The following is a 17,396-nucleotide window of genomic DNA, read 5'->3' on the forward strand; positions in this document are numbered from 1 at the left end:
CCATTACGCAGCAATAACCCGATGTGCTGTAGGGGACGCACCCTACAGCACAAAGGGAGCAGGAGAGAACGATGTTGGCAGGACTGTTACTGCATATCAGCGGCAAAGTGCAAGGCGTAGGATTCCGCCCGTTAGTGTGGCAACTGGCCAAACGCATGCAACTGAGTGGTAATGTACTTAACGACGGTAGCGGCGTAGAAATCAAACTGCTGAAGCCGGTGGCTGTCCAGGCGTTGATTGACGCGATCAGGCAGGAATGTCCTCCGCTGGCGCAAATTGAGGCTATCACCCAGCGCGAGTTTTCATGGCTGGAAAAACCGCAGGGCTTTGCGATTATCAACAGTCAGCAGGGGGAAATCAGCACGCGGGTTGTCCCCGATGCCGCCACCTGCCCGCACTGTCTGGCGGAAATGCGCAACCCACAGGATCGCCACGCTCGTTCTCCCTTTATTAATTGTACACACTGCGGACCCCGTTACAGTCTGCTGCAACGTCTGCCTTATGACAGAAAAAACACCGCCATGTCGGCCTTTGCGCTCTGTCCGGCATGTGAAAAAGAGTATCAGTCCCCCGTTGACCGGCGCTTTCATGCGCAGCCGGTCTGCTGCCCGCACTGCGGCCCCGAGCTGTTTAGCTGTCTGCAAGACGGTCAACCGCAGGCAGTGGGCGACGCCGCCCTGCAACAGGCGGTCACCGCGCTGGGCGATGGCAAAATTGTGGCGCTGAAAAGTATTGGCGGCTTTCATCTGGTGTGCGACGCCAGCAACAGCGAAGCCGTCGCGCGCCTGCGTCAGCGAAAAAACCGCCCGGACAAACCGCTGGCGGTGATGCTGCCTGCCAGCAGTGATCTCAGCCAGTACACCCGCTATCAGGATATCGCCAACCTGACCGCACTGCTGAGTTCCGCGCAGGCACCGATTGTCCTGGTGCCGCAATCCGACAAGTCGCCTCTTAGTCCGCTGATCGCCCCGCATCTTGACGAGATCGGGCTGATGCTGCCCGCCAATCCGCTGCAGCATCTGTTATTGGACGCCATACAGCGGCCACTGGTGATGACCTCCGGCAATGCCGCCAACCACGCCCCGGCGCTGGCCAATCAACACGCTTTGAGCCAGTTGGCGACTATCGCCGATCTTTGGCTACTGCATAACCGCGATATCGTGCAACGGGTGGATGACTCGCTATTGCGACTCACTGCTCGCGGTACGGAAACCCTGCGCCGTGCCCGAGGTTATGTACCCGACGTCTTGCCACTGCCGCCCGGCTTTAACCAACGGATGTCGCTGCTGGCGCTTGGCGGCGATCTAAAAAACACCTTTTGCCTGCTTGATCAGCACAGCGCTATGGTCAGTCAGCATTTTGGCTCGCTGCATGGCCTGGACGTGCAGCAACAGTGGCAGCAAAACCTGCAACACTGCCTGACGCTATTTGACTGCCAACCGGAAGCGGTAGTGCGCGACGCCCACCCGGGTTATTACACTCACCAGTGGGCCGCCGACAGCGGTCTGCCGGTGATCGATGTATTGCATCATCATGCCCATCTGGCGGCGGTACTGGCAGAACATCAGTGGCCGAAAGACCAGGGGCCGGTTATCGGCCTGGTGCTCGATGGTATCGGCTACGGCCCCGATGGCGCCCTGTGGGGTGGCGAATGTTTACTGGCAGATTATCGTGACTGCCGCCATCTCGGTGGTCTGCCTGCCGTGGCACTGCCGGGTGGCGATTTGGCGGCAACGCAGCCGTGGCGCAATCTGCTGGCCCAGTGGCAGGCTTTTTGTCCCGACTGGCAGCAACGTCCGGAAGCCGCAATACTGCAGACACAAAACTGGCAACCGCTGGCCAATGCCATACGTGGCGGGATAAATGCCCCGCTGGCTTCGTCGTGCGGACGGCTGTTTGACGCCGTTGCCTGCGCACTCGGCTGTGCCACACAAACGACCAGTTGGGAAGGCCAGGCGGCCTGTCGGCTCGAGGCGCTAGCCCAGCGTGCCCGCCAAAAAGTTCATCCGGTGACCCTGCCGTTAATCGCCGGAACCTCGGGCAGTAAGCTGAATATGCGCGTTTTTTGGCAGCAATGGCTGGACTGGCAGGCTCCCGACTGCGAACGCGCCTGGGCATTTCACGATGCGCTGGCGCAAGGGCTGGCAGACATGGTGCATTATCACGCGCGTCACCAGCAGATCCACCAGGTAGCACTTGGCGGCGGCGTCATGCATAACGCGTTGTTACGCGAACGTCTACATCATTACTTATCACCCCTGACGGTATTTACGCCGCAGCAATTTCCCGCCGGAGACGGCGGGCTGGCGCTGGGACAGGCGCTGATTGCCTGCGCCCGGCGTTCCGTTGACTCATCCCCAGAAACTGGATCCCATCATGATTAAAATCGCATTATTCAATACTCATCGTCGTGCCTTCTGGCTGTTGTTATCGCTGGTTGGCGTCAATCTGCTGAGCTGGATATGGGCACTGGCGATATTCCGTCATCATCCGGGACTGGTCGCTGCGGCCCTGCTGGCCTACGGCTACGGCCTGCGCCACGCCGTGGATGCCGACCATATTGCCGCCATTGATAACGTCACCCGCAAGTTAATGCAGCAGGGTAAAAAACCGCTGATGGTCGGCGCTTTCTTCTCGCTGGGTCACTCCAGCATCGTATTGTTGGCTTGCGCCGCCATTGCCGCGACCTCACTGGTCTTTGGCGACAAGATGAGTTGGCTGCATCAATATGGCAGCACATTGGGCACGCTGATTTCTTCGCTGTTTTTGCTGCTGATGGCGCTGCTTAATACCTTGATCCTGCGCGATGTCTATTGCCGTTTTCAGCAGGTGAAACAAGGTCACGCGGAACACAACGACGAATCATCGCCGCTGGAACACACCGCCGGCGGGATCATGACCCGTCTGTTTCGTTTTTCCTTTAACCTGGTCAATCACAGCTGGCAGATGTATCTGGTGGGCTTTCTGTTTGGCCTTGGCTTTGATACCGCTACCGAAATCGGCCTGTTGGGCATTTCCGCTGCCGGTGCAGCATCGGGGATGTCAGTATGGAGCATTATGATCTTCCCGGTACTGTTTGCCAGCGGCATGGCACTGGTTGACTCGCTGGATAACTTTGTGATGGTCGGGGCCTACGGTTGGGCATTTAATAAACCGGTACGTAAGCTGTATTACAATATGACTATCACGGCCACCAGCGTTTTTGTGGCGCTGTTTATTGGTGGACTGGAAGGCCTGGGGTTGATCGCCGATAAAATGGATTTGCCGGGCAGCTTTTGGCAAGGGGTCGCCAGCCTGAATGAAAATATGGGCCTGGTGGGCTATGGCACCGTGGCGGTATTTATTCTGTTTTGGGGATTGTCGGTGCTGAACTATCGACGTAAAGGTTACGACAAACTGAGCGTCCCCAGCCTATAAACCCGTCGATACTGCTTATTGAGGGCGTGCTATATACGCCGTCCTCTCTCTCGCAGTCAATGCCGCAACACGGCGTTGACTGCACAAAACCAGGTCACTGGCACCGCCACGAAAAACTACTTGCAGCACTTGTGATATGGATCAATAAAAACCCACCCTCCAGACCGCCAAAAACCGGCTCTTCACCCCGTTTTTCGTGCCTTTAAAGGCAAATTAAGGCCGTTCATACCCGTATAAATGCACTTCATTCCTGCGCTCGTGCATTTCATGCCGGATTCGATTCACTCTGCGGGTTAAGACTTATCATAACGTCAATCCACATGAATCCATCTCGCTCGGGAGATTTACTATGAGTGATAAATCAGGCCTTATTAATGCAGGTGCCATGCGTACCAACGCGGTGTCCAATCTAAACCGCACACGCTGGTTGACCTTGATCGGCACCATCATCACCCAATTTGCCCTGGGTTCGGTTTACACCTGGAGCTTGTTTAACGGGCAACTGTCTACCAAGCTGGATCAGCCAATCAGCCGCGTGGCGTTCTCCTTTGGTTTGTTAAGCCTGGGTCTGGCCGTCGCCTCTTCTGTCGCGGGCAAACTACAGGAACGCTTTGGGGTGCGTAACGTCACTATCGCCGCCGGTGTGCTGATGGCGGTCGGCTTCTTCCTGACGGCCCACGCCAATAACCTGTTTATGCTCTACCTGAGTGCCGGGGTGCTGGTCGGTCTGGCGGATGGTGCCGGTTACCTGATGTCGCTGTCAAACTGCGTAAAATGGTTCCCGGAACGTAAAGGCGTAGTGTCCGCCTGTGCCATTGGCGCATATGGCCTTGGTAGTCTCGGCTTTAAGTTTATCTGTGGTTATCTGCTCAGTATCAGCACGCTGGAACATACTTTTATTATCTGGGGACTGTTAGCCATGGCGATGATTATCGTTGGCGGCCTGATGATGAAAGACGCACCGAAACAGGAAGTCAAAACCGTTAACAACCATCGTGAACAACCGCGCGATTTCAGTCTGGCAGAAGCCATGCGTATGCCACAATACTGGATGCTGGCGCTGATGTTCCTGACTGCCTGTATGAGTGGCTTGTATGTTATCGGTGTGGCCAAAGACATTGGCCAAGGCATGGTACATCTGAGTGCGCTGACTGCGGCCAACGCGGTGACAGTGATTGCAATTGCCAACCTCAGTGGTCGACTGGTGCTGGGCGTGCTGTCCGATAAAATGGCCCGTATCCGCGTGGTTTCCATCGCTCAGGTTATCTCGCTGGTCGGCATGAGCATTCTGCTGTTTACCCATATGAATGAAGCCATGTTCTTTGGCTCACTGGCCTGCGTCGCCTTCAGCTTTGGCGGTACCATTACGGTTTATCCTTCACTGGTCAGCGATTTCTTTGGTCTGAACAATTTGACCAAAAACTACGGGGTGATTTATCTGGGCTTTGGTATTGGCAGTATCTTGGGTTCGCTGATTGCCTCATTGTTTGGTGGCTTTGTGGTGACCTTTAGCCTCATTACCGTGCTATTAATTATCTCACTTTCGATTTCTGCCACGATTCGCCTACCGAATAAAGAACAGCAGGCGCACAATACGCTGCAACATGTGTAGGCAGTTATTCTGAACCTTTATTGAATAACCAACGGGAGCCACGGCTCCCGTTTTCTATGGTCCGCAGTCTACTGCCGCACTCCTGCCACCCGATACCTGGCGTTCTCGCCACCAGGATCAGCGGGGCAACCACTACCAGACTGTTCGCTGTTAACCTGGCGAAAAATGTTTGTTTTATATAAAGATTTTCGGACACATTATAATGACCCGCCCTATCGTTTTTATCACCACCCTGCTGTTGTCAGGCATCAGCATCGGCCTGCAGGCCGCAGAGATGCCATTGGGTAATACCGCCCATCAGGCTTGTGCTGAACATGCCGCCTTCAATAACAACACTGATGCACAGAATTTGATCACCGCACCTGAAGATGCCAGTCATCAGGCGTCGACGCATTGCCTGACCAGCATCCAGACCAGCAACAACAATAAACTGTTCGGTAATAACGACCTGTTTAGATAAGCTCGCAAGTTCTCCCATTGTCATCCGACCGCCCCCAGACGCTGTTCCTGACTGTGCTGGGGGTAGTTATATCTGTCTCGCGGCGCTTAATTGCTGGCCGTTATTCAACGTATTTATCGCCATATTCCGACTCTCGCTGCGCCATTCAGTGGCCTCGCCGATATCCTCGATTCTCCCGAATATGTTACCGGTCTTTATTATTATCTCGGTAAACATTAAGAGTAAAAATCGCTTAATTTAAGGAAAATAAGGATCGAGTTAATCTATTTTCATCTATATTCTCGGCACGGCGTTGGCTATTAATTAGACTACCCTTACTTAATCAGGTTAAACAGTGCATTTATCGCCACTTGCCGGTAAAAATCCGCATAATAATCTAGAGGTGATCTAAATCACGGATACAACTGCTTCCAATGAGTATAGTCCACGCCATCCAAAATCTGTCGCATTTTCTTAATTGGCAGCTTTTATATTGTGGCTTGGTCTCTCGTTATGAGATGACTTAAATTCGTTCACCCGAGGTTTTATGAGTAATTCGCAAATCGATATTCTTACCGCCAAAGATACGCCTGCAGCCAGTGACTGGCGTAAATCAGATACCATGTGGATGCTGGGACTCTACGGCACGGCGATTGGTGCGGGCGTGTTGTTTTTGCCAATCAATGCCGGAATCGGCGGATTAATCCCGTTGATTATCATGGCCATCCTGGCATTCCCCATGACCTTCCTCGCCCACCGTGGCTTAACCCGCTTTGTGCTCTCGGGCAAAAATGCCGGTCAGGATATCACCGAGGTAGTAGAAGAACATTTTGGTATCACAGCAGGAAAACTTATCACCCTGCTCTATTTTTTTGCTATTTACCCCATATTACTGGTCTATAGCGTGGCTATTACCAATACTGTCGAAAGTTTCATCACCCACCAAATGCATCTGACTGCGCCGCCAAGGATACTATTATCACTGGTATTAATCCTCGGCCTGATGCTGCTGGTTCACTTTGGCGAACACCTTATTGTCAAGGCGATGAGCATTCTGGTTTATCCCTTTGTATGTATCCTGATCGCCCTGGCGCTTTATCTTATTCCCCACTGGAATACCTCGATATTTGAACATGCCTCTCTGTCTACCAGCGGTGCCGGGAACGGTATGTGGATGACTCTGTGGCTGGTGATCCCGGTGATGGTTTTTTCGTTTAATCATTCACCGATTATTTCTTCTTTTGCCGTCGCCAAACGCCAGGAATACGGTGAAACTGCCGAGAGAAAATGCGCCAAAATCCTCACCTTCAGTACCTTGATGATGGTCCTTACTGTGATGTTCTTTGTGTTCAGCTGCGCGTTAAGCCTATCCCCTGCTGACCTGATGGAAGCCAAACGGCAAAACATCTCCATTCTGTCCTATCTGGCCAACCATTTCGAAACGCCGCTGATTGCCTATATCGCCCCGGTGATTGCTTTTATTGCCATTACCAAATCTTTCCTTGGTCACTACCTCGGCGCGCGAGAAGGCTTTAACGGCATCGTGATCAAATCTCTGCGTAGCCGCGGCAAAAGCATCGAACTCAAGCAAATGAACCGCATCACGGCGCTATTTATGCTGCTGAGCACCTGGCTTGTAGCCACGCTCAACCCAAGTATTCTGGGCATGATTGAAACACTGGGTGGTCCGATTATTGCCATGCTGCTGTTCCTGATGCCGATGTATGCCATCCGTAAAGTGCCGGCAATGAAAAAGTACAGCGGACAGCTTAGTAACGTTTTTGTGGTCATCATGGGCCTGATCGCCATCTCCGGGATTGTGTACAAACTATTTGGTGAATAACGCCAGCCTATTGGCAACACCGAATAATCAGGAAAGTAATGATGATTAGTATTTTCGACATTTTTAAAATCGGCATCGGCCCTTCCAGTTCCCACACGGTGGGGCCAATGAAAGCCGGCAAGGCATTTATTGATGAGCTGGTCAGCAATGGCATGTTCACCGAGACTACGCGGCTACAGGTCGACGTCTACGGCTCGCTGTCACTGACCGGCAAAGGGCACCATACTGATATCGCCATCATTATGGGGCTGGCAGGTAATATGCCAGATAGCGTGGATATTGACGGCATTGCGCCTTTTATCGCCCAGGTACAACAGCAAGGCCGGTTACCGCTGGCCATTGCCGGTAAAGTGGTCGATTTTGCCCTGCCAGACAGTCTGCGTTTTCATAACGACAATTTACCGCGCCATGAAAATGGCATGACCGTCAGTGCCTATGCTGCCGAGAAATTGCTGTTTAGCCAGACGTACTACTCCATCGGGGGCGGATTTATCGTTACCGAGGCGCAGTTTGATCACCATGATCGTCAGCCAGTTAACGTGCCTTATGCCTTTGCCTCGGCGGCAGATCTGCAGCGCCATTGCGATCAGTCAGGTCTGTCCCTCTCCGGAGTGATGATGCGCAATGAACTGGCCCTCAATGAAAAATCGGCCATCGATGCACATCTGGCGGCCGTCTGGCAGGTGATGAGCCAGGGCATCGAACGGGGGATCCATACCGAGGGCATGCTGCCAGGTCCGATGAAAGTCAGACGTCGCGCCGCTGCCTTGCGCAACCTGCTGGTCTCGCAAAGTAAAAACAGCGTCGATCCGATGGAAGTGGTGGATTGGATCAATCTGTATGCCATGGCGGTGAATGAAGAAAATGCCGCTGGCGGCCGGGTGGTCACTGCGCCAACCAATGGCGCATGCGGCATTATTCCGGCGGTGATGACCTATTACGATCAGTTTATCCGTCCGCTCAGTGCCGATGCCTGTGCACGTTTTTTGTTGGCCGCCAGTGCCGTTGGCAGTTTATTTAAAATGAATGCCTCGATCTCTGGTGCCGAAGTAGGCTGTCAGGGCGAAGTCGGTGTCGCCTGTTCGATGGCGGCGGCGGGACTAACCGAGCTGTTGGGCGGCAGTACCACTCAGGTATTTATCGCTGCCGAGATCGCCATGGAACATCATCTCGGGCTGACCTGTGACCCGGTGGCCGGACAAGTGCAGGTGCCGTGCATTGAACGTAATGCCATTTCATCGGTAAAAGCGGTCAATGCCTCGCGCATGGCGCTGCGCCGTACCTGTAAACCGCAGGTGGGTCTCGATCAGGTGATTGATACCATGTACGAGACCGGCAAGGATATGAATGCCAAATACCGTGAAACATCGCGCGGCGGGCTGGCCATCAAAATTGTTCCCTGTAGTTAAGTGCAGGGCGTGAAACCAATACTGAACGGGTATGACAATGAAGTGCAAGGGTTTACATATCGATTCTAAAACTTACCAGCGGATGACAAAACCATACATTGGGTTTGGTATCTTATGTCCATCGAGAGATTGTGTGATGTCCCTGTGTAAATCTGTAGAACCTTGTTGTGTAGAAACCCTGTAATACCCCTGTTATTTGCCCGCTTCCCAGCGGGCTTTTTTTTGTCTTTTTTTACCCACCGCGCCTGGCATTATCTCCCTCGCCTTGGTCTTGCCAACAACAGGCAAAAAAAAACCTGCTTCATTGAGCAGGATATGGGTTTTCTCCCCTTCCCGGCGCTTATCTCCGGCACTCGTTAAAAACGGTGTTAGCTCTGTAAGGGGATGTCATTGATAATACCCTTTTGCTGAAATGAACTTTAGCAATTCTTGCTCCGCTAATAGTTACCAGCATGTATTGCTTATTTTGCCCTCTTCGGCTAAAAACTACGCTATTATTTAGATCGTTATTCTGAGGTTTCAGGCTACCTGTTTTAGCCTTGTCCGTGACGGGTCATGCCCCCAGGCGGAACTCCTTTTGCTGGTCGCGATAGCTAAGCGATTTTCCTCAGGGTATTTTATATTTACTTTCTTAGTCAGATTTCAGGCGGACAGGCATGCCGGTAAATTATTCACGCTTTCATCAACCTTTTTTCAGGTTTTTTATCTCTTTGATCGTATGCCTGCTGGTCCTGATTGTCGGCTTTTATGCCATTTCCTGGCAAACTGCCGAAGGATTTAACCATGAAGCGCGTCAGCGCCTGATGCTGGCGCAGCGACAGGTTAATCTGACGCTCGATAACGGCAAACGCGCCGCCAGCAGTGTTCTCGCTTATGTAGGCGATGAGTGTGACGATGCATTGGTGCAAAAACTCCGCCAGCAGGTGGCCGTGGTACCGAATGTCCGTACCGTCAATCTCGCCAAAGGTGACAATATCTATTGCACCTCACTGTTTGGCGCGCGCAATGCCAGCCTGGATCTGAGTGACTATAGCCAGGGCCAGCTGGATTTAATGCCCGGAAATCCGGTAACGCCCGGCCATGCATTGATTGCCTATCGGCTATTTAAAGGCGATAAAAGCGTCGTAGTAGGCATTGACAGCTATTTTCTGCAAAATATCCTCGATCTACTGGGTACCCATACGCGACTTTACCTGAAAATCGGCAGCAGCTGGCTGGACGATCAAGGAGAGGTCAGCGAAGGAGAGATCACCGTCCCCGGTCTGAAAGTCGACAGCATTAATACCCCCTATGCTTATCAAATCAGTACCTTTATCGCCCCTCATGCTCATTGGCGCTTTATTCTCGAGTATTCACTGGTCAGCGTGATTATCTTCCCTTTTCTGGGGGTGTTGGCGGGCATAACCACCTGGCTGTTGCTCGGCCGTATGGGTTCCCCGCTGGCGCAAATGAAATCAGCGCTGCTCAACCATCAATTTATCCCCTATCTGCAACCTTTGGTTGAAGGGGATAATTATGCGGTGATTGGTGCAGAAGCCCTGATGCGTTGGCAACATCCGAAAGTCGGCATGATCCCGCCGGATCAGTTTATCCCGCTGGCCGAGCAGAGTGGGCTGATTGTGCCAATGACGCAAATGATGATGAAACAGGTCAGTAACTACTTTGCTCCCCGGGCCAGCCAACTGCCAATCGGCTTCCATTTTAGTTTTAATATCAGCGCCAGCCACTGTACCGATATGGGCCTACTGGAAGACTGTAAGGCCTTTTTGGCCGCTTTTTTCGATCATCCGGTGCTGTTGGTGCTTGAATTGACCGAGCGCGAACTGATCTGCCCTAACGAGATCACCACCCGGCTGTTCCGTGAGTTGCACAAGCTGGGGGTCTTGCTGGCAATAGATGACTTTGGCACCGGTCACTCAAGCCTGAGCTATGTGCAGCAGTTTGAAATTGATGCCTTGAAAATTGACCAAAGTTTTATTGCCAAAATAGGCACTGACGCCCTATCGGCGCATATAGTGGATAATGTCATCGACCTGGCTAAACGCCTGAATCTGAATATTGTCGCCGAGGGGATAGAAACCAGAAAACAGGCAGAATATCTGCGTGCTTTTAAGCTCGACTACTTGCAAGGTTATCTGTTTGGCCGACCACAACCCATGTCCGAATTTGCCAAACAGTGGTTAAATCAGATTAACCCGACAGCCATTCCCTACAGCCGCAAGCCCCGGGCTTAACTCGACACAACCGAGGGGCGGTCAAAGCTATTCTAGCTACCCAGCAGCAGGCGTGCCGCACTGAATACCACCTGACGCGCGGCAATTACCCGCTTGCCGGAAGCCTCGGCAATCGCCTGCCGATGAGCGAGAGTGTACCCCATACAATCGAGATATATCAGCGAGCCAGCCAGCGAAACCGCCTGTTTACCCGCAGCAACCAGCGCCGCCTGATCCTGATACGGTGAAGCAGACAGGGAGTCAATCTCACGCCCCGCTTGCGCCCAGCGCTCACGAGTATTGGCTATTTGCCCGGCTGAAGGACTCATAACAATCAGTTTGCCCGGCGGATTAATACCGGCAAAAAAATGGCGAACAATATGTTTGGGTGACAGTACCTGACAGCGCAAATGCGGATATTGCGGCAAATCGCCGGTGCACAGCACCAGAATAACATCGACGTTATCCTGCTCAGCCATGGTGTTGATACAGGCATCAAGCAAGGGTTCGGCATCCTGTTCGGCAATTTCTACCTGATCGCCATTGCGCATTCTGGAAACCAGAAAAGGACGTTGTTCGCCTACCGGATAGCGGCGATTTACCTCCTCCAGCGTAAATGCATCGAGGATCCCCCGCTCAATAATGGTTACCCGCTCACCGAGCATAACCGGCAGATCGGCGGTCAAATCCGCACGCGGCGACTGCCCAATGGTGATGACACCCAGGCGCGGAAAAGACGTGTTGTTCATTAATAAGTTCCTCGCTAACGACAGTATTTTGCGCAAATAACGGCCTGCAGTGTAAGCATCGAGCATCAAAAAAAGCGAATGATTTAACGCCAGCTGCGCATTTTTTTCTGCTGCCTGGCCAAAAACAACGTGGCTGATACACGCTGGTGCCTTCTTGTGCATCGCTGGTGCAAGACGGCAAAAAAATCCCCTTTAGCAACGCCACGCTGGGTCGAAATACCTCCAACCATGATTTATTTATCTTAATTTTCATAGAGAAACGACATCGTGGCCCGCTGTGGCACAAAGTATGCAATATCTCATTTGGTGAAACACATGTCTCATTTTATGAGACAAAAAAACAACGCAATAAATACGCCACTCGCCGGGGGTTGATTGATTCAGCCTTGCCAGTATCTGCCCTTGCCGCATCGCCCTTTGCCTGGTTGCTGCGGTGACGATCAGGCGGCGATTAAACAGCAAATTGACTATTTCCTTCAGGGGTGTCCATGTCCATTGATAGGCAAGATATTGCAGGAGCAGCAACAGACAGCGGAAAGTCGCAGATCCATCCGTCAAGCTTCCAACCGGGAACCTTATTGTTTTTAGTGGCGTTAAGCATTTTGGGTTCGGTGATCGGCGTGCAGTTGATCACCACTCTCGGCGTTACGCCTAACACCTCGATTATTGGTGCGATGGTGGCGATGATCCTCGCCCGCGTGCCGATGCAAATCTGCGCCCGTTTTCGTTCGATCCATTTGCAAAATCTGGCACAAAGCGCCATCTCCTCAGCCACCTTCGGGGCAGCCAACAGCCTGCTGCTGCCGATCGGCATTCCCTACGTATTTGGTCGCCCGGACCTGATCCTGCCGATGTTTATTGGTTCGGCACTGGCCATGCTGCTTGACGGTTATTTGCTGTATCGACTGTTCAACACCAAGATTTTCCCGGCGAAAGGTACCTGGCCACCCGGCGTAGCAGCAGCAGAGTCAATCAAGGCCGGCGATGAAGGCGGCAAACAGGCACAGGTGCTTGGTGCCGGTATTTTGTTAGGCGCTGTGGGCGGCTGGTATAAGCTGCCCATGTCCGCCTTTGGCACCGCATTTATTGGCAATATGTGGGCGCTGTTTATGCTTGGCCTCGGCTTCCTGCTGCGCGGTTATACGCAGCCGCTGTTTGGCGTCGACATCAGTAAGCTCTATATCCCGCACGGCATTATGATCGGTGCCGGTCTGGTGGCCTTGATCCAGGTGATGGTGCTGATCCGCGATAAAAAACCGACACAAGCCGCCGCCAGCAGCCCAGAGATCTATGAAGGTTCTGCCGATTTTGACCGTAAGCGTATTCTCGGCGCACTGAAACAGGGCTCTGCCGGTTACATCCTTATCGCCGCGCTAATTGCTCTTGGCGGCGGTCTGGTGGGTCAGTTGTCGATCGCCATGCTGATTGCCTTTGTGGCTTACGCCGCCTTCGCTGCTTTTATTCATGAAATGATCGTCGGACTGGCGGCTATGCACTCCGGCTGGTTCCCGGCGTTTGCCGTGGCGCTGATCACGCTGATTATCGGCATGATGATTGGCTTCCCGCCGATGGTGCTGGCGCTGCTGTGCGGTTTTGCCGCTGCTACCGGTCCGGCCTTTGCCGATATGGGCTATGACCTGAAAGCCGGCTATATCTTGCGTAAAAATGGACGGGATCTGGCATTTGAAATCGAAGGCCGCCGTCAACAGCTGTTTGCCGCAATGATCGGCTTTGTTATCGCCATTCCGGTGGTGTTCTTTATTCATATGGGTTATTTCGAAAAAGGTCTGATACCGCCGGTAGCCCGAGTGTATGTCGCCACCATTAATGCCGGCGTGTCATTTGACGTTGCCAAATCGCTGATGATCTGGGCGATCCCCGGTGCAGTTATTCAGTGGTTGGGAGGACCGCAGCGGCAGATGGGGGTACTGCTGGCTACCGGTCTGTTGATCGCCAGTCCGTTGGCGGGTTGGGCGGTAATGCTCGGGCTGGTGCTGCGCAATATCATTCTTAAAGTCGGGGGAGAAAAAGCCCGTAACAAGATGGAAGTCTTTGCCGCTGGCGTGATCGCGGGCGATGCCCTGTTTGGCTTCTTTAGCTCTGTGCTCTCCGGCAAAGGAAAATAAACCGCCGTGGAGAGGATTTTTGACCGGCCTGCCGGTTGTCACTTTATTTCAGGATGTCATTATGAGTTTAGCGCAAACTTTACAGGTATTTGAGGCTCTCGACAGTGCCTATGCCAGCGGTCAAACCCTGGTGGAGATGTTCCGTGGTTATCCGCAGGTGGAAGTTACGGTAACGGTGATCCGCGGCGAAAAGGGACAGACCGATTTTGTGAAAATTTTAATTCCCGGCAGCGCGGGTAAACATCGCGGCGGCGCGACCAGAAGTCTGGGCATTATTGGTCGTCTGGGCGGTATTGGCGCTCGTCCTGCGCGCATTGGCCTGGTGTCTGATGCCGACGGCGCTATTGCCGCGGTGGCGGCAGCACTAAAACTGGCCCATATGCAAACGCAAGGAGACACTCTGCCAGGAGATGTGATCGTCACCACCCATATCTGTCCGGATGCGCCAACCCGGCCCCATGAACCGGTCGACTTTATGGATTCGCCGGTCACCACCGAAGATATCAACCACTATGAGATCGACCCCAATATGGATGCAGTGCTGTCTATTGACACCACCAAAGGCAACCGTCTGCTCAATCATAAAGGCTATGCCATTTCACCCACGGTAAAGGAGGGGTATATCCTGCGGGTGTCAGAAGATTTACTGCGCATTATGGAAATGACCAGCGGTCGCCCGGCGGTGACCTTTCCCATCACCACTCAGGATATTACGCCTTATGGCAACGGGGTATTTCATCTCAACAGCATTATGCAGCCTTCTATTGCCACGGCGATGCCGGTGGTCGGCGTGGCGATTTGCAGTGAAAGCGTAGTGCCCGGTTGTGGTACTGGTGCCAGTCATGAAGTGGATATTGCCGCTACCTGCAAATTTGCGGTAGAAGTGGCCAAAGAGTTCACCCGCAATGACTGTGAGTTCTTTGATGCGCAAGAGTATCAGCACTTGCTGAAGCTCTATGGTTCGCTGGCCCATCTGCAAAAACGTCAGTGATCCCCTGAGGGCAAAGGGCCGATGGCGGCCCTTTACTTACGGATGCAGCAGCCTGCCAATCGCCAGACCGACGGCTAATACCGCATCGATAATCGCCGCCTTTCCTGCCTCGCTATAAATATCATGGCGGCAATTCCCCCCTTGCGGTTGATGATAAAAAGGAATGGCTTTTAGCAGGACCAGTAGCGATCACCGACAATTTGCGCAATTTTTTTGGCGGCGCTACAGACCAGCGTCGACAGACGGTCAATCTCCGCGTCATCCGCCATGGCGGCAGGAAAAGATAAACAAAATGCCAGACACTCGCCATTGCCTGGATCTTTCACCGAGCAGCTTACCGAGGCAACACCGCTGACCAGCTCATTAATGGCTGCGGACCAGTGGCGATCGCGTACCTGATTGATCCGCTGCATCAACTGCGCAAAATCCAGCGTACTGCCAAAAGCCGGATCCTCCAGCGTCTCACGCAGTTGCGCGGCAATTTGCGCGTCGGTCATACGCGACAAAATGGCACGACCGGTGGAGGTTCCCCATACCGATGAGCGTTTTCCCGGATGAGTGACCACCTGCAACGGATGGGAGCCAGGGATCACCCGCAGCGCCAGCACATCGTTTTTATCCATAATAGAGACATAGCCGGTATGGCCAGTTTGCTGACACAGTTCCCGCAACGCTTTTTCTGTTACATCGATTAACGACGAGTGACGTCGCACCAGATAAGAGGCATCGAGAAACATCAGACCCGGTTCGTACTGCTGTGACTGGCGATTTTTATCAACAAAACCGCTATCCTTGAGCTGCTTTAACACCCTGGCGGCGGTACTTTTTGGCATTGCCAGATGCTCGGTAAGATCTTTCACCGTCACGCCGCGTTCAAGTTGGCTCATCAGGCGTAAAATATTGGCAGTAGTGATCAAAATACTCATATCAAGTCTCAATAAATGAAGTTGCTATCTCAATTATCAAGACTATGCAGGATACACGCCATAGTGTTGCCCATAAGGATTGCCTGTTGAATTATCAGGGAAAAGAGGCGAAATAAAAAAAAGTCGCCTTGCAAAACCATGCGATTAGCGACTTGTTGGTGCAAAGGCTGAATGCCGGTGCAGCAGTGTCTAGTGATACAGAAAACCCTGCGGCGTGCGATTTTGCGAGAAGGCGTCGAATCACCGCAGGGCCTGACCGTGAAAAATTAACCTTTCAGCGACGCCCCATTACTAGCAATCACCTCGCGATACCAGAAGAAACTCTTCTTGCGACGACGCTCCAGCGAGCCATTGCCCTGATCGTCACGGTCGACATAGATAAAACCGTAGCGCTTGGAGAACTCGGCTTTGGAAGCACTGACCAGATCGATCGGTCCCCAACTGGTATAACCCAGCACTTCGACACCGTCAGCGATAGCTTCACGCACCTGCACCAGATGGTCGTTTAAATAGGTAATACGGTAATCATCGTTAATGCTGCCGTCAGCCTCAGGTTTATCAACAGCACCCAAGCCATTTTCAACAATAAATAGCGGCTTTTGATAACGATCATACAGCTCGTTCATCAGAATACGGATCCCCTGTGGATCGATCTGCCAACCCCAGTCGGAGCTTTCGAGATGAGGATTGGGCACCATATCAAGAATATTGCCACGAGCCTTCTGGTTTAGCGCCTCATCGGTGGTGACACAACCGGTCATATAGTAGCTAAAGGAGATAAAATCGACGGTGGATTGCAGCGCGGCACGATCTTCGGCAGTGATATCAATCGCAATGCCACGGTCGGCAAAGAAGCGCTGCATATAGGCCGGATAATGGCCACGGACCTGAACGTCACCAAAGAATAGCCACTCGCGGTTTTGCTGCAGGGTTTCCATCACATCCTGCGGTTTGCTGCTAAGCGGATAGAGCAAGCCGCCCAGCAGCATATTGCCGATTTTCGCGTCGGGAATAATCTCATGACAGGCTTTTACCGCTTTGGCGCTGGCAACCAACTGATGATGGATCGCCTGATATACCGCCTGCTTGCTGCTGCCCTCCGGCAGACCAACACCGGTGAGAGGCGCATGCAGTGACATATTGATTTCGTTAAAGGTCAGCCAGTATTTTACTTTATGCTGATAGCGCTGAAACACCGTACGCGCATAACGTTCAAAAAAGGCAATGGTTTGACGATTGCCCCAGCCGCCGTAATTTTTTACCAGGCCATAGGGCATTTCATAGTGTGACAGGGTGATAAGCGGCGTAATGCCGTAATTGGCCATCTCGTCAAACAGTCGGTCATAAAATGCCAGCCCTGCTTCGTTAGGCTCTGACTCATCCCCCTGCGGGAAGATCCTGGTCCAGGCAATAGAAGTCCGCAGGCAGCGAAATCCCATTTCCGCAAAGAGTTTGATGTCTTCCGGGAAGCGATGATAAAAATCAATCGCTACATCTTTAATACCCGAGTCGCCGGGGTGGCGTTCAACCACGCCGCCAAAAATCCCATGGGGCTGAATATCGGAGGTTGAAAGTCCCTTGCCGTCGGTCAGATAGGCACCTTCAACCTGATTGGCAGCAACCGCGCCGCCCCATAAAAAATCATCGGGAAATTGTTGGCTCATTGTCTCT

14 protein-coding genes are annotated in these 17,396 nt (G+C 52.7%); 11 read left to right on the forward strand and 3 right to left on the reverse strand.

The window, feature by feature from the left end:
- Positions 1 to 71: 71 nt before the first annotated feature.
- The 8 genes from hypF (at position 72) to GW590_RS18870 (ending at position 10,954) form a co-directional block, all read left to right on the forward strand.
- Positions 72 to 2,384 carry a carbamoyltransferase HypF gene (gene hypF, locus GW590_RS18840; RefSeq protein WP_169404624.1) on the forward strand — a complete coding sequence of 771 codons (2,313 nt, stop codon included), beginning with the start codon at positions 72 to 74 and terminating at the stop codon, positions 2,382 to 2,384.
- Positions 2,377 to 3,417, forward strand: coding sequence for a HoxN/HupN/NixA family nickel/cobalt transporter (locus GW590_RS18845; RefSeq protein ID WP_169404625.1), 1,041 nt, complete (start codon positions 2,377 to 2,379; stop codon positions 3,415 to 3,417). Before hypF ends, GW590_RS18845 begins: the two co-directional genes overlap by 8 nt.
- 349 nt (positions 3,418 to 3,766) lie before the next feature.
- Positions 3,767 to 5,029, forward strand: a complete 1,263-nt coding sequence (locus tag GW590_RS18850; RefSeq protein ID WP_408014950.1) for an L-lactate MFS transporter — start codon at positions 3,767 to 3,769, stop codon at positions 5,027 to 5,029.
- A gap of 202 nt (positions 5,030 to 5,231) precedes the next feature.
- Entirely contained in the window at positions 5,232 to 5,489 is a 258-nt protein-coding gene (locus GW590_RS18855) for a hypothetical protein (RefSeq protein ID WP_169404626.1), read from the forward strand.
- A 90-nt stretch (positions 5,490 to 5,579) separates the two neighbouring features.
- On the forward strand, positions 5,580 to 5,708 hold the full coding sequence (locus GW590_RS24480; protein WP_268952818.1) for a hypothetical protein: 129 nt from the start codon (positions 5,580 to 5,582) through the stop codon (positions 5,706 to 5,708).
- Positions 5,709 to 6,015: 307 nt separating this feature from the next.
- Complete coding sequence (locus GW590_RS18860; RefSeq protein WP_169404627.1) at positions 6,016 to 7,311, forward strand: HAAAP family serine/threonine permease; 1,296 nt, start codon at positions 6,016 to 6,018, stop codon at positions 7,309 to 7,311.
- A gap of 41 nt (positions 7,312 to 7,352) precedes the next feature.
- Positions 7,353 to 8,720, forward strand: a complete 1,368-nt coding sequence (locus tag GW590_RS18865) for an L-serine ammonia-lyase (RefSeq protein WP_169404785.1) — start codon at positions 7,353 to 7,355, stop codon at positions 8,718 to 8,720.
- Positions 8,721 to 9,376: 656 nt separating this feature from the next.
- Positions 9,377 to 10,954: an EAL domain-containing protein gene (locus tag GW590_RS18870; protein WP_169404628.1), complete on the forward strand. Its 1,578-nt coding sequence runs from the start codon at positions 9,377 to 9,379 to the stop codon at positions 10,952 to 10,954.
- Between the two features lie 32 nt (positions 10,955 to 10,986).
- On the opposite strand, the gene GW590_RS18875 is transcribed toward GW590_RS18870, so the two are convergent.
- A complete protein-coding gene (locus tag GW590_RS18875) occupies positions 10,987 to 11,682 on the reverse strand; it encodes an AroM family protein (protein ID WP_169404629.1) in 696 nt (231 codons plus the stop codon).
- 167 nt (positions 11,683 to 11,849) lie between these two features.
- Between GW590_RS18875 and GW590_RS18880 the strand changes: the two genes are divergently transcribed.
- The 3 genes from GW590_RS18880 (at position 11,850) to GW590_RS18890 (ending at position 14,799) form a co-directional block, all read left to right on the forward strand.
- Positions 11,850 to 12,119 (forward strand): hypothetical protein, encoded by a 270-nt coding sequence (locus GW590_RS18880; RefSeq protein ID WP_169404630.1) that lies wholly within the window; start codon positions 11,850 to 11,852, stop codon positions 12,117 to 12,119.
- A 51-nt stretch (positions 12,120 to 12,170) separates the two neighbouring features.
- A complete protein-coding gene (locus GW590_RS18885; RefSeq protein WP_169404631.1) occupies positions 12,171 to 13,808 on the forward strand; it encodes an OPT/YSL family transporter in 1,638 nt (545 codons plus the stop codon).
- Between the two features lie 61 nt (positions 13,809 to 13,869).
- On the forward strand, positions 13,870 to 14,799 hold the full coding sequence (locus tag GW590_RS18890) for a DUF1177 domain-containing protein (protein ID WP_169404632.1): 930 nt from the start codon (positions 13,870 to 13,872) through the stop codon (positions 14,797 to 14,799).
- 170 nt (positions 14,800 to 14,969) lie between these two features.
- On the opposite strand, the gene GW590_RS18895 is transcribed toward GW590_RS18890, so the two are convergent.
- Positions 14,970 to 15,725, reverse strand: coding sequence for an IclR family transcriptional regulator (locus GW590_RS18895; RefSeq protein WP_169404633.1), 756 nt, complete (start codon positions 15,723 to 15,725; stop codon positions 14,970 to 14,972).
- Positions 15,726 to 15,991: 266 nt separating this feature from the next.
- A complete protein-coding gene (locus tag GW590_RS18900) occupies positions 15,992 to 17,389 on the reverse strand; it encodes a glycoside hydrolase family 1 protein (RefSeq protein ID WP_169404634.1) in 1,398 nt (465 codons plus the stop codon).
- Positions 17,390 to 17,396: the final 7 nt, after the last annotated feature.

Origin of the sequence: Rouxiella aceris, assembly GCF_012933545.1 — a bacterium.
GTDB classification, from domain to species: Bacteria; Pseudomonadota; Gammaproteobacteria; order Enterobacterales; family Enterobacteriaceae; genus Rouxiella; species Rouxiella aceris.